The sequence below is a fragment of the Velazquezella soli genome, assembly GCF_977018685.1.
The window spans coordinates 526,748-540,108 of record NZ_CDRNXF010000005.1; the positions used below are offsets into that span (position 1 = coordinate 526,748).

A 13,361-nucleotide genomic window follows, 5' to 3' on the forward strand; every position below is an offset into this window, starting at 1 on the left:
AGGCCATTGAAGTTACTGCCACGTGGCGCACGGAAGTAGAATGTAGCAACTTTTGCAAGTCTCGGCGCATTCAGGGCCTATCCTTTGTTTGCCGCTCCCTCCCAGCGACGTCGCTCAGCATCGCTCAAACGCTTCCAACCCGATGCTCCTGCCCTTCCTGGTCGAAACTTTGACCGTGTTCTCCGGCGACCGCGCCGAACACATCTCCGACCCCGATCAGCACAGGCTCCTCGACGCCGATCGTGCGCATGGCATCGCCGAGGCTTGCGAGCGGGCCAGACCAGCGCTGTTCGTGCGGGCGGCTGACGGAGGAGACAACGACAACGGGCGTGTCAGCTGTCATCCCATTGTCCATCAGGCGCTGCTCGATCTGGCCTGCCATGCGTCCGCCCATGTAGAACACGGAGGTCTGGTTGGGTTTGGCGAGCGAGGCCCAGTGGACGGTCTGGGGCAGTTCATGATCCCGGGAATGCGCCGTGACGAAGCGGACCTGCTGGGCGTGGTCGCGGTTGGTGAGCGATGTCTTCAGCGACGCGGCCATGGCCGACGCTGCGGTAATGCCCGGCACCACGTCTACGGCGATGCCCTCGCTATGCAGCCGGGCGATTTCTTCGCCTGCCCGCCCGAAGATCATCGGGTCACCGGATTTAAGCCGGACAACGCGTTTGCCGTCCTTTGCGAACCGCACCATCATGTCGTTGATGTCATCCTGGCGACAGCTTTCGCGTCCGCCTCTCTTGCCGACGAGGAACCGCTTTGCCTCACGCCTCGCCAGTTCCAGCACCTCCGGCGAGACAAGATCATCGAACAGGATGACATCGGCGGCCTGCAGCGCCCGCATGGCCTTGAGCGTGAGCAGTTCGGCATCTCCCGGCCCCGCACCGACCAGGGTCACCGATCCCAAACTCGGAACCGAAGCGATCTGCTCGGCGGTGGCCAGCAACCGGTCCGCGGTATCTTGCGCTGGTGGCTCGTTGGTCGAGAGGCTTCGGGCAACGAAACGCTCCCAGAAAAGGCGTCTTGCCGGACCTGGCGACAGCCGGCGGTTGACCGCCTCCCGCAGCGACTGCGCAAGGCTTGCCCATTGCTTCAGCGCCGGCGGCAGCAGTGTTTCGATCCGCTGGCGGATCGCCTGGGCGAGAATCGGTGCCGCTCCATCCGTCGAGATCGACACGATCACTGGCGACCGGTTGACGATCGAGCCGAACTGGAACTGGCAATAGGCAGGCTTGTCGATCACATTGACGGGGACGCCGGCCCCGCGCGCCGCGCAGTAGAAGGCCTGCGCCTCGGCTTCGGTCTCGCAGTCGGCGAGCGCCAGCGATGCCCCGGTGAAGATACCGCAATGCCAGGGATGGTCATGATGCGTCAGACCGGTCCGCTCCACCAGCGCCTTCATCGTGTCGCCGAGCTCTGAGGTTTCGCAGAACAGCTCTACCTCAGCGCCGCAGGCCTGCAGAAGCTCTGCCTTCCAGGCGGCGCCATCCGATCCGCCCGCCATGACCGCCCGCTTGCCCGTAAGGTTCCAGAAGACCGGCAGCTTGGCGAGTGCTGCGATGCGTTCGTTTCCGTCACTCTGCTGCAAGGGTTTGCGTCGCATCCAGGATCCTCCTGATTTCGGGGCGGCAGGAGCCGCAATTGGTTCCGGCATTCAAGACTAGGCCGACGGCTTCCACAGAACGGCAACCGCGATGGGCGGCGGCACTAATCTCATTGATACCGACCGAAAAACAAGAGCAGACGATCGCGCCCTTGTCCGGTCGCCCCGCTGCCGGACGGCCGGCTATGAGCATGGAACGGGTGCGGCTGTCCAGATGCCGCTCCTTCAGCTGCTCGACCGCCCATTGCCGCGACACGCTGACTGGTTCACGTGACACGAACAAGGCTGCCAGGAGATGCTCTCCGTCAAAGCCGAGCAGGCGGTGATCCCCGGCCTGCCGGTCGAGGTAGCCGGAGAAGTCCTGGCGCTCGTCGAGCCGCAAGCTGCGCCGCAACCAGTCCTCCCAGCCATCGGCGGGCGGGTCGCCTGCAAATTCCAGTCGGTAACCACCTTCGGTTCTCGCGATCGCCCAATAGGCAAACGGGAGGTCGAGCGGACGCTTCGCCGCCACCAGGAAGCCATGCGCTTGCGCCTCTTGGCGGGCAACGGAAACGCGCGCCATCTTCAAGGCAGGCTGGCCGGACACCGGATCGACGCGGGAGGGGACAAGCGTATCGACGCGTGCACTCGGCGCCGTCTCGCCGGTCCAGTGCATGGGAACGAAGACCGACCCCCGCATCTGCCGTTCAGTCAACAGGGCGCGCACGATGATCGACCTGCCGTTTTCGCCTTCGACATGCATGAGGTCGGCATCGCCGATACTGACGTTCGCCGCGTCCGCCGGATGGATCTCGCAGAAGGGCTCCGCGATATGGGCGGAGAGCCGGGCACTCTTTCCCGTGCGCGTCATCGTATGCCAGTGATCGCGGATCCGACCCGTATTGAGGGTGAAGGGAAAGCGGCCGTCCGTCTTTTCCAGCGCAGGCGTCGCGACCGGCACAAAGCGGGCCCTTCGATCGGCGGTGAAGAAACCACCATCGCCGAAGAAACGAGCAAGAGTTGATCCGTCACCGCGCGACGGCCACTGGAACGGATGGAGGTCGTCATAGGCGCTGTGGCTGATCGCGGCATGGGCGCCAATATCAAAATCGCGCTCGCCCTCGTTCTCGAAGGCGGACAGGGCTGCATGCTCGGCGAAGATCTCGCCCGGAGCGCCGTAATCGAAAGCCGGGCCGAACCCCATACGCTTAGCCACCTCAGCCATCTGCCACCAGTCGGCGCGGGCCTCGCCCGGCTCAGATAGGAACGGTCTCTGCCGGGAGATCCGACGCTCTGAATTCGTCACTGTGCCGGATTTTTCGCCCCAGCCGGTGGCCGGAAGCAGGACATGGGCGAGACGGGCCGTATCGGTATCCTGCTGGATGTCCGAGACCACCACGAAGGGGCATGCCGTGAGGGCCGCCTTGACCGCATCGGCCTCGGGCATGGAGACAACCGGATTGGTCGACATGATCCAGATCGCCTTGATCCGACCGTCCGCCACCGCCTCGAACATGTCGACGGCCTTCAGGCCGGGTCTGTCGGCGATGGTGGGTGAACTCCAGAAGCGCTGCACCCGATCCCTGTGCACCGGGTTTTCGATCGCCATATGGGCTGCGAGCATGTTGGCGAGACCGCCAACTTCGCGCCCGCCCATGGCGTTTGGCTGGCCGGTCAGTGACAAGGGTCCCATTCCGGGCCGGCCGATCCGACCGGTTGCGAGATGGCAGTTGATGATGGCGTTCACCTTGTCCGTGCCGACGGCAGACTGGTTGACGCCCTGGCTGTAGCAAGTGACGACCTTCTCGGTTTGTCCGAAGAGACGGTAGAACTGACGGATGAGCATGCCGGACACGCCCGTCGCCTCCGAAAGGTCAGAGACAGAGCCAGGTGCCGCTGCCATCAACGCTTCAGGGAACCCGGATGTGTGCCTTGACACGTAGTTTTCGTCCACCGCTCCGGTCTCGGACAGATAGTTGAGCAACCCGTTGAACAGGGCGATGTCGCCATCGGCGGCCACGGCCAGATGCAGATCGGCGATGTCGCTGGTCGCGGTTTTGCGCGGGTCGATCACCACCACCTTCATGGAAGGCCGGGCAGCCTTGGCCGCCGCCAGACGCTGGTAAAGGACAGGATGGCACCAGGCCATGTTCGAGCCGACCAAGACCACCAGATCCGCCAGCTCCAGGTCCTCATAGCAGGCCGGGACGGTATCGGCGCCGAAGGCGCGGCGATGACCGGCAACGGACGAAGCCATGCACAGGCGTGAGTTGGTGTCTATGTTGGCGGAGCCGATAAACCCCTTCATCAGCTTGTTGGCGACATAATAGTCTTCGGTCAGCATCTGCCCGGAAACATAGAAGGCGACGGCATCCGGCCCGTGCTCGGAAATTGTCCGCTGGAAGTTTGCGGCAACGAGATGGAGCGCTTCGTCCCAGCCGGCTCTTTCGCCATGCACTTGAGGGTAAAGTGCGCGACCGTCCATATCCAGCGTTTCGGCCAGCGCCGAGCCTTTCGAACAAAGCCTTCCGTAATTGGCGGGATGGTCAGGATCGCCCGCCACGCTGATCTTGCCCTCGTCGTCGACTGCGGCGATCACGCCGCAGCCGACACCGCAATAGGGGCAGGTCGTCTTGGTTACACCGGACATGGTGGCTTCCCGCATCTCACCAACTATTGTAACCGAGAAATTTTCCGCTCATGCGGATCTCAATGCGGTCGCCCTTCGGATTGGCAACCTTCTCCACCACCATGTCAAAATCGATGGCGCTCATGATGCCGTTCCCGCATTTCTCCTGGATGAGTTCTTTCAGGGTCTCACCGTAAACTCCAACGATCTCGTAGAGCCGGTAGATGCAGGGATCGGTGGGGATATCGCGACCCCAGACCTTGGTTGGGAACTCGGCCAAGACGACAGCACATTCCTGGGGCAGACCGAGATCGCGCACCAGAAGATCGGCCTTCACGCGCGGCAGCGCATTCATTCCAAGGCAGGCCGAGGTAACAAATACCTCGCTCATGCCGATCCCTTCGGCAATCGAGGCCCAGCTCAGGCCGGCCTGCCGCTTCTTCTCGTAGATCATCTCGGTCACGTCTGATTTTGACAGCATCATTGCCTCCTTGGGAATATGCAGGATGGGGGTGTTCACTCGGCCGCTTCCAGCCGTCTCTCCAGGAGGATGGACAATTCGCCGTCCGTGTTGCGCAGCGGCAGTGTCGCCACGGAGCCTTCGTCGGCGCCGAGTGCGCGGCCGCTCTCAAGCGAGATCACCCAGTTGTGCAAGGGGCAGGTCACGGCCTTGCCATGGACGATGCCCTGGGAGAGCGGACCGCCCTTGTGCGGGCAACGGTCCTCGATTGCAAAGACCTCGTTTTCGGCCGTGCGAAACACGGCAACCTTACCCTGCGGCGTCTTTACGCAACGCGCCCCGCGCAGCGGAATGTCGTCTATTCGACCGATCGTCATCCAGTTGCTGTTCATCGCCTCACTCCGCTGCCTGGTTGTAGCTGATGGTCGCCATGGGCTTGAACTCGTGCTTGTCCTTGCCCGAGACACGCTCCGACCAGGGGTCGACCTGGGCGAATGTCTGGGAGAAGACGAAACGGTCGTAATAGGCACGGCGTTTTTCGGGATCGCCCATGATCTGGCGGCGGATCTCGTCATGGCCAATGCGTTTGGCCCACTTGTAGATGCGCTCAAGGTAACGGCCCTGCTCGCGATACATCTGGGTGAGCGCCACGATATGCTCCAGCGCCTCATCCTCGGTTTTCATCAGACCCAAAACATCCGTGCCCTTGATATCGAGACCGGCGGCACCGGCGAAATGGATCTCGAAACCGCTGTCGACGCAGATCACTCCGATATCCTTGCAGGTGGCTTCGGCGCAGTTGCGCGGACAGCCGGAGACGGCAAGTTTCAGTTTGGCCGGTGTCCACGAGCCCCACATGAACTTCTCGACGCGGATGCCGAACCCGGTCGAATCCTGGGTGCCGAAGCGGCACCAGTCGGAACCGACGCAGGTTTTTACCGTGCGCAAGCCTTTGGCATAGGCCTGACCCGAGATGAATCCGGCCTTGCCGAGGTCGGCCCAGACGGCCGGCAGATCTTCCTTCTCGATGCCGAGCAAATCGATGCGCTGGCCGCCGGTCACCTTCACCATCGGTATTTCGAACTTGTCGACGACATCGGCGATGGCGCGCAGTTCCGCGGCGTTCGTTACACCGCCCCACATGCGCGGCACGACCGAATAGGTGCCATCCTTCTGGATGTTGGCGTGCACACGCTCGTTGATATAGCGCGACTGGTAGTCGTCGGCATATTCGTCCGGCCAGTCGCAGACGAGATAGTAGTTGAGCGCAGGCCGGCACTTGGCGCAGCCGCAGGAGGTCTTCCATTCCAGTTCCTGCATGACGGCGGGAATGGTCTTCAGACCCTTGGCCTTGATTAGGCGGCGGACGTCGTCGTGGCCAAGCTCGGTGCAGGTGCACATCGGCGTGACGGCGGCCGGGTTGTAAGCATCGCCCAGCGTCAGCGCCATCAGCTGCTCGACGAGCCCGGTGCAGGAGCCGCAGGAAGCGGATGCCTTTGTGTGAGCGCGGACGTCATCCAGCGAGGTCAGCCCTTTACCGGTGATGGTCGTGGTGATCTTGCCCTTACAGACGCCGTTGCAGCCGCAGATTTCCGCATCATCCGGCAAGGCTGCAACGGCCGCCATAGGGTCCAGCGGAGACCCTCCCTGGTAGGACTGGCCGAATATCAGGGTGTCGCGCATTTGCGAGATATCGGTCCCGCGTTTCATCAGGTCGAAGAACCAAGAGCCATCCGCCGTCTCGCCGTAGAGTACCGCGCCGATGATGCGATTGTCCTTCAGGACCAGCCGCTTGTAGATGCCGGCGGACGCATCGCGCAGCACGATTTCCTCGCGGTCCGGCGCTTCGGCAAAATCGCCTGCCGAAAACAGGTTGATGCCGGTGACCTTGAGCTTCGTGTTGACGACAGAGCCATGATATTCGCTGGTACCGCCGATGAGGCGATCAGCAAGAACCCTTGCGGCCTCATAAAGGGGCGCAACGAGCCCATAGCAGATGCCGCGATGTTCGGCGCATTCGCCGAGCGAAAAGACGTTCGGGTCAGAGGTCATCATCCCGTCGTCGACGACGATGCCGCGGTTGACGGCGATGCCGGCATCCTTGGCAAGGCTCGAGGCCGGGCGGATGCCGACGGCCATGATCACCATATCGCCGGTGATGACGCGGCCGTCATCCAGCTCGATACCCTCCACCTTGTCGGTGCCGAGGATCCGCTTGGTATTGGCCTTGGTGATGATGTCGATGCCGCGTTCGGTCAGCGCCTTTTCGAGCAGATAGGCGGCCGGCGGATCGAGCTGACGGTCCATGATGGTCGGGTTGAGGTGAATGACGGTCACCTCCATGCCCTGCCGCTTCAGCCCGTAAGCAGCCTCCAAGCCCAGCAGCCCGGCGCCGATGACGATGGCGCGGCCCTTGGCGCCCGCAATCTCGACCATCTTCTCGACATCAGCGAGATCGCGGTAGGCGAGAACCCCGGGCAATTGGTGGCCCGGAACAGGGATAATGAATGGGAGAGAACCGGTGGCGATGACAAGCTTGTCGTAAGAAGCGGTAATGCCTTTGGCCGAGGTGACCGTCTTCGCCTGGCGGTCAATCTCAGTGACCCTGGCACCCTTGTGCAGGGTCACGCCATGGGTGGCGTACCAGTGGTCATTGTGGATGACGATGTCGTCGTAGCACTTTTCGCCGGACAGAACCGGCGACAGCATGATGCGGTCATAGTTGACGCGCGGTTCGGCGTTGAAGATGGTCACGTCGAAACGACCAGGGGCCTTTTCGAACAGCTCTTCCAGCATGCGACCGGGTGCCATGCCGTTGCCGATGATAACGATCTTTTCCGTCATGTCGGTTACTCCGCAGCTTCGACGAAGCGGTGACGTTCGTAGAGGAACTTCAGCACAGCTTCGCGGGACTTGAGGTAGGTTCGGTCGGCCGCGAGCGCGATGCGGTCGCGTACCCGCGGGATTGGCACGTCAAGCACTTCACCGATGCGGGCGGCCGGGCCGTTGGTCATCATGACGATGCGGTCGGAGAGCAGCACGGCCTCGTCGACGTCATGGGTGATCATGATCATCGTGTTGCCGAGGCGGGAATGGATCTCCATCACCGCATCCTGCAGATGGGCGCGGGTAAGCGCATCGAGCGCGCCGAAAGGTTCGTCGAGCAAGAGGATCTTCGGTTCCATGGCGAGCGCGCGGGCAATCCCGACGCGCTGCTTCATACCGCCGGAAATTTCGGAAGGGCGCTTGTCCTTGGCATGCCCCATCTGGACGAGGTCCAGGTTGCGCATCACCCAGTCATGCTTTTCGGCCCGCGTCTTCCTGCCGGCGAAAACCTTGGAGACCGCAAGATTGACGTTTTCATAGACGGTCAGCCAGGGCAGCAGCGAATGGTTCTGGAAAACGACGGCGCGTTCCGGGCCCGGCGCATTGACCTCTACGTTTTCGAGCAGGACGGCACCGGTGGAAACCCGCGTCAAGCCGGCGATCAGGTTCAGCAGGGTCGACTTGCCACAACCGGAATGGCCGATGATGGAGACGAACTCGCCCTTGTCGATGGTGAGCGAGATGTCTTTCAGCACCTCTGTTTTTGTGCCGGCGCGTTCGAAGTTCTTGTCGACGTGATCGATTTTCAGGTAGGCGCTCATGGCCGTCTCCTCAATTCCTGGCGGTGCCGCGGGTGACGATCGAGCCGAGCAGGCCCACCAGCTTGTCGAGGACGAAGCCGGTCACGCCGATATAGGCGAGCGCCACGATGATGTCGGTGAGGCGCGAGGAATTCCACGCATCCCAGATGAAGAAGCCGATGCCGACGCCGCCAGTCAGCATTTCCGCGGCCACGATGGCAAGCCACGACAGGCCGATGCCGATGCGAAGGCCGGTAAAGATGTAAGGGGCTGCCGCCGGTACCATGATGCGGATGAAGAACTCGAGCTGATTGAGGCGCAGCACCCGGGCGATGTTGCGATAGTCATCCGGAATGTTGCGCACGCCGACCGCGGTGTTGATGATGACAGGCCAGATCGAGGTGATGAAGATCACGAAGATCGCCGACGGATTGGAATTCTGGAAGGCGGCAAGCGACAGCGGCAGCCAGGCAAGCGGTGGAACAGTGCGCAGGATCTGGAAGATCGGGTCGAGGCCGCGCATGGCCCAGACCGATTGGCCGACAAGGGCGCCGAGGAAGACGCCGACCACTGCTGCAAGCCCGAAGCCGATCGCGACACGCTGAAGCGAGATCAGCACGCGCCAAGCAAGACCTATGTCCTGCGGCCCGAAATCGAAGAACGGATGGGCGATGAGGTCATAGCTGTCGATCCAGACCTGCGATGGCGGTGGCAAAGTAGCGCCAGCACCGGAGCAGGCGATCTGCCAGATGGCGAGGAGCGCGATCAGCACCACCAGCGGCGGCAGTACGTTGCGACAGACGGCAGTGGCGGCATGCCGGATGTTGAGCTTGCGGGCTGGGGGCTGGACCATCATGACAACGGTCGCGCTTTTCTCCGACGCCGCCGGCGTTTTTGGCGTTGTTGCCTGGTCTGACTTGCGGGCTGTTGCAGTCATGGTGATCCCTTCAAGTGATGTTCGTTCTGGACAAGACAGGCCCCCCATACGCTGCCGCGTGAAGGGCCGCTGCTTCAGGCACTTGCCTTGATCGTCAGGCTCTCGAGATAGGCCTTCGGGTTTTCCGGATCGAAGACCTTGCCGTCGAAGAAGGTCTCTTTTCCACGCGAGCTCGACGCCGGAACGTCGGCGGCAGCGATGCCCAGATCGGCTGCTGCCGCGCGCCAGATGTCTTCGCGGTTGACCTTGTCGACCAGCGCCTTGATGTCGGTGTCGGGTGCGAACTTGCCCCAGCGGACGTTCTCGGTGAGGAACCAGGCGTCGTGGCTCTTGAACGGATAGGAGGCATGGTCCTTCCAGAACTTCATCTCCAGCCCGGTATTCTCGACAAGGCGCCCGTTGCCGTAGTTGATGGTGCCCTTGAGGCGTCCGGCGACATCCTTCGGCGGCACGTTGAACCACTGGCGCTTGCCAAGAATGGCGGCCATCTCTTCCTTGTTGTCCATGCTGTCGGCCCACATCTGGGCTTCCATGACGGCCATCATCAGCGCACGCGCGGCATTCGGGTTCTTCTCGATCCAGTCGGAGCGAAGCCCGAGCGCCTTTTCCGGATGACCTTTCCACATCTCGCCGGTGGTGCAGGCAGTGAAGCCGATACCCTGGTTGACGAGCTGCTCGTTCCAAGGCTCGCCGACGCAGAAGGCGTCCATGTTGCCGACCTTCATGTTCGCCACCATCTGCGGCGGCGGCACCACGATCGTCGACACGTCCTTGTCCGGATCGATGCCGCCGGCGGCAAGCCAGTAGCGGATCCAGAGATCATGGGTGCCGCCGGGAAATGTCATGGCGACCTTGATCTCGCTGCCGGCAGCCTTCTTGGCGGCAAACGCCTCCCGCAGCTTGGAAGCATCGAGCTGGACCCCGGTCCCGGCATATTCCTTGGCAACCGAAATGCCTTGGCTGTCGAGGTTGAGGCGGGCAACGATCGACATTGGCACCGGTACGTTGTTCTGGGTCACCTTGCCGGTGGACATGAGATAGGGCAACGGGGTGAGGATATGCGCACCGTCGATGCCGTTGGCGGCACCGCCGAGCACGAGATTGTCGCGCGTCGCGCCCCAGGATGCCTGTTTGAGCACTTCCACATCCGGCAGGCCATGCTTGGCAAACAGGCCCTTTTCCTGTGCAATGATCAGCGGCGCGGCGTCGGTCAGCGCGATGTAGCCGATCTTGAGGCCGCTGACTTCCGGACCTGCCGAGGCGGCGAAGGCGCCGGACGGAAATGCGGCGCGCACAGCACTTGCCAGAGCAACGGCAGAACTGATCTTCAGGATCTGCCGGCGGTTGATGTTCATTCCTGTAGTCTTCGTCATAGCGTTGTGCCCCTCTGGTGTGACGGAGATCCGGAAACAAAAAAACGCCGCGTGCCCGTCTGCCGGGTCCGGGCGATAAGCGCCGGACGGCAAGGGAGCATGCGACGTCGGTGTCGGATGGGTATTTGCGCCTGATCGGGCGCTCATCTGTCCTGCGATCGCCATTGACCGCGGACAGTTAGATACAAGCAAACATCGTGCCAGATCGAAATAAGGCCATCAACGGGAACGATTAGTTTGCATTTACGGACAGTTGCCGAACGCGTAGCCGATTGCAGGGCAAGCGGCGCTGCACGTTATGAAGCCTGACTTTCGATGCAGATGCCTCAGCTTTGCGCACCGCGCGCGATTACGCTTCGGTCACGTCGTCGCCTGATGACGTCGAGCGAACCGCAAAACGCTCCGCATAGGCCTGCACATCACGAGGGTCGAAAATCTCCCCGTCCATGAAGCCATCATATCCCGATGCACTTCGTTCGCCCGGCTCATCCGGGGTGGCCGCGTTTGCGCCCAGCGCCATCTCGTAGAGGTCGGGCCGGAAGGCGCTCGTGACCCGTGCCATGCCTTCTTCGCTGAAGTCGGTCTGCCCCCAGCGTATCATCTGGCTATAGATCCAGCTTGCCTGATCCGGCCGCGGATAGTTTGCCGCCTTGCCATGGTAGAGAAAATAGCCTGGAACGACTCGCATCGTGCCCTGCGCATCCAGATTGAACTCTCCGTTCAAGACGCTTCGAATAATGCTCGTTGGCGCGGCGATATAATCGGGAGAGCTGAGGATCTCTGCGAGTTCGTTGTGATTCTGGGCGTCGTCGCACCACCGCGCCGCCCTGTCGAACGCGACGATGAGGCGCGACACCGTATCGGCATTGGTCTCAGCCCATTCCGGCCGCATGCCCAGCACTTTCTCCGGCGCCAGAGGCCATATGTCCTGCTTGGCCGCGACGATCCTGCCAGTCCCGCGTTCAGAGGCGATCATGTTCCAGGGCGCACCGACGCAAAATCCATCGATCGCGCCTGCCGAAAGCGCATCGGATGTCAGCGGCGGCGGCACCACGACCAGCTTGACGTCGCGGTCCGGATTGATGCCGCCAGCTGCCAGCCAGTAGCGGAACTCGTAATTGTGCGAGGAAAACGGATAGGTCATGCCAAGCGTCGGCATGGCTTCGCCGCGGGAGCGCATGTCGGCGAGTAGAGCCGCGAGAGCCTTCGCATTGGCAAGCGCGCCCGCATCATCGGCAAGCCCCGTCAACGACTTCATCCGCTCGAAGATCCGCGCCGACAGCGTGATGGCATTGCCGCCGCGGCCAAGCGAAAAGGGTGTGATCGTCGGCGAAGGATTGGATCCCAGCCCCAGCATGGAGGCGACCGGCATCGGCGACAGCATATGGGCAATGTCGAACTGACGAAACGCCAGCCGGTCCCGCACATTGGCCCAGGTGACATCCCGTACCAGTTCGAGACGCAGTCCCTCTTTCTCCGCAAAGCCGAGCTCGGCTGCAACGATCAGGATCGCGGCGTCCATCAAGGGGATATATCCCGCGCGCAGAAGCCTCTGCTCCTTGCCGCGGACACGCGACGGCGCTTTGACGGCGCTGTCGCCCGATTGCGTGGAAACACGATCACTCACCAGCATTCTCCGATCGATGCCGCGCTCAAAGCAGCATTCCTGCAGCCGTGACGACGCTTTGCGCGATGTCTGCCAGCTTCTTCTTCTCGTTCATCGCCGTCTGGCGTAGCAGCGCGTATGCCTGTTCTTCGCTCATCCCCCGCATCTTCATCAAAATGCCCTTGGCCCGCTCGATGACCTTGCGCTCTTCAAGCGCACTGCGTGCCTCGGCGAGTTCGCGCTGCAACCGGCTGAAGGCATTGAAGCGGCTCACCGCCATATCGAGGATCGGCTTGATCCTCTCCTTCTTCAGCCCGTCGACCACATAGGCGGAAACCCCGGCATCAACAGCAGCCTCGATCGCCGCCGTATCGGATCTGTCCACGAACATGGCAATTGGCCGCGAAATCATGCGGGTGAGCTGGAACATGTGCTCCATCATGTCACGATTTGGATTTTCAATATCAATGATGATGACATCCGGATCCATCGTCTCGATCAGCCGCGCCACGCCCTGCATCTCATGGATGACCCTGACATTCAGGTGCCCCGCCTCGTTCAAACCCTCTTCGATGATCGAACCCCGGATGGCGTTCTCGTCGATGACCAGGATCGTCAGGTCCGTGGTGATTTTTGATCTGCTCATGCCGGGGCAACAGAGCAATGGCATGCGAGATGCAAGCGACCCACGCTCGACGCAGCCCCCCGACCCCGGAGCAAAGACGCACTCCTGTTGCTCACGAAGATCAGGGTTTGCCTTACTTCGAGATCGCGTACGGCAATGACCGGCAACACAAGTGCTTTGGTCCTATCATGGCGCGAAAATGCGCTGATCGCTCTCATTCCGATGCAGCTCAGCGCAATCACGATGCATTGGATGGGCGCGTAAACTGCCAATGACGTCTCCCGGCTCACTATCTCCCGGTCACACGCAATTCTTAGGCCATGTGTCTAGTTGGAGTGTTGGGACATCGGGCAAGGACCAAGCTTTTCGGCGCTATCTCCTCTTAGACACTAGGAAGATGCTTTGGAGGGAAGCCCGATTGATCGCGCGCGGCTTGGTGACCCTGCTCCGGACAGGAGCCTCCATCGAAAATTTAGTCTGCTTTCCCTCGGCGCAGGCTAACAGACTGGAGCTTATCCATATGCAA

At 61.8% G+C, this 13,361-nt stretch carries 10 protein-coding genes; all 10 read right to left on the bottom strand.

What is annotated here, in order from left to right; translation table 11 throughout:
* Positions 1 to 124 precede the first annotated feature (124 nt).
* The 10 genes from cysG to AC0JZ8_RS22915 all read right to left on the bottom strand — a co-directional run bounded on the left by cysG (position 125) and on the right by AC0JZ8_RS22915 (position 12,856).
* Positions 125 to 1,600 (bottom strand): siroheme synthase CysG, encoded by a 1,476-nt coding sequence (gene cysG / locus AC0JZ8_RS22870; RefSeq protein WP_471893657.1) that lies wholly within the window; start codon positions 1,598 to 1,600, stop codon positions 125 to 127.
* On the bottom strand, positions 1,572 to 4,229 hold the full coding sequence (locus AC0JZ8_RS22875; RefSeq protein ID WP_471893658.1) for a nitrate reductase: 2,658 nt from the start codon (positions 4,227 to 4,229) through the stop codon (positions 1,572 to 1,574). Before AC0JZ8_RS22875 ends, cysG begins: the two co-directional genes overlap by 29 nt.
* A gap of 16 nt (positions 4,230 to 4,245) precedes the next feature.
* Positions 4,246 to 4,728 (bottom strand): cyanase, encoded by a 483-nt coding sequence (cynS, locus tag AC0JZ8_RS22880; protein WP_471893659.1) that lies wholly within the window; start codon positions 4,726 to 4,728, stop codon positions 4,246 to 4,248.
* Positions 4,725 to 5,060: a nitrite reductase small subunit NirD gene (gene nirD, locus AC0JZ8_RS22885; RefSeq protein WP_062463257.1), complete on the bottom strand. Its 336-nt coding sequence runs from the start codon at positions 5,058 to 5,060 to the stop codon at positions 4,725 to 4,727. The genes cynS and nirD overlap by 4 nt, the downstream gene beginning before the upstream one ends.
* Positions 5,061 to 5,064: 4 nt before the next feature.
* Positions 5,065 to 7,512 carry a nitrite reductase large subunit NirB gene (nirB, locus tag AC0JZ8_RS22890; RefSeq protein WP_471893660.1) on the bottom strand — a complete coding sequence of 816 codons (2,448 nt, stop codon included), beginning with the start codon at positions 7,510 to 7,512 and terminating at the stop codon, positions 5,065 to 5,067.
* A 5-nt stretch (positions 7,513 to 7,517) separates the two neighbouring features.
* A complete protein-coding gene (locus tag AC0JZ8_RS22895; RefSeq protein ID WP_471893661.1) occupies positions 7,518 to 8,315 on the bottom strand; it encodes an ABC transporter ATP-binding protein in 798 nt (265 codons plus the stop codon).
* A gap of 10 nt (positions 8,316 to 8,325) precedes the next feature.
* Complete coding sequence (gene ntrB, locus AC0JZ8_RS22900; RefSeq protein ID WP_471893662.1) at positions 8,326 to 9,231, bottom strand: nitrate ABC transporter permease; 906 nt, start codon at positions 9,229 to 9,231, stop codon at positions 8,326 to 8,328.
* A gap of 74 nt (positions 9,232 to 9,305) precedes the next feature.
* The gene (locus AC0JZ8_RS22905; RefSeq protein WP_209899004.1) at positions 9,306 to 10,604 is read right to left on the bottom strand and encodes a CmpA/NrtA family ABC transporter substrate-binding protein; all 1,299 of its coding nucleotides are present in this window, start codon (positions 10,602 to 10,604) and stop codon (positions 9,306 to 9,308) included.
* A gap of 349 nt (positions 10,605 to 10,953) precedes the next feature.
* On the bottom strand, positions 10,954 to 12,237 hold the full coding sequence (locus AC0JZ8_RS22910; protein WP_471893663.1) for a CmpA/NrtA family ABC transporter substrate-binding protein: 1,284 nt from the start codon (positions 12,235 to 12,237) through the stop codon (positions 10,954 to 10,956).
* A 19-nt stretch (positions 12,238 to 12,256) separates the two neighbouring features.
* Positions 12,257 to 12,856 (bottom strand): ANTAR domain-containing response regulator, encoded by a 600-nt coding sequence (locus tag AC0JZ8_RS22915; protein ID WP_092663353.1) that lies wholly within the window; start codon positions 12,854 to 12,856, stop codon positions 12,257 to 12,259.
* Positions 12,857 to 13,361: the final 505 nt, after the last annotated feature.

Excerpts from the sequence above, each read along its gene's own strand:
- cysG (WP_471893657.1), bottom strand. The coding sequence starts at position 1,600 with ATGCGACGCAAACCCTTGCAGCAGAGTGACGGAAACGAACGCATCGCA.
- AC0JZ8_RS22875 (WP_471893658.1), bottom strand. The coding sequence starts at position 4,229 with ATGTCCGGTGTAACCAAGACGACCTGCCCCTATTGCGGTGTCGGCTGC.
- nirD (WP_062463257.1), bottom strand. The coding sequence starts at position 5,060 with ATGAACAGCAACTGGATGACGATCGGTCGAATAGACGACATTCCGCTG.
- nirB (WP_471893660.1), bottom strand. The coding sequence starts at position 7,512 with ATGACGGAAAAGATCGTTATCATCGGCAACGGCATGGCACCCGGTCGC.
- AC0JZ8_RS22895 (WP_471893661.1), bottom strand. The coding sequence starts at position 8,315 with ATGAGCGCCTACCTGAAAATCGATCACGTCGACAAGAACTTCGAACGC.
- ntrB (WP_471893662.1), bottom strand. The coding sequence starts at position 9,231 with ATGACTGCAACAGCCCGCAAGTCAGACCAGGCAACAACGCCAAAAACG.
- AC0JZ8_RS22905 (WP_209899004.1), bottom strand. The coding sequence starts at position 10,604 with ATGACGAAGACTACAGGAATGAACATCAACCGCCGGCAGATCCTGAAG.
- AC0JZ8_RS22910 (WP_471893663.1), bottom strand. The coding sequence starts at position 12,237 with ATGCTGGTGAGTGATCGTGTTTCCACGCAATCGGGCGACAGCGCCGTC.
- AC0JZ8_RS22915 (WP_092663353.1), bottom strand. The coding sequence starts at position 12,856 with ATGAGCAGATCAAAAATCACCACGGACCTGACGATCCTGGTCATCGAC.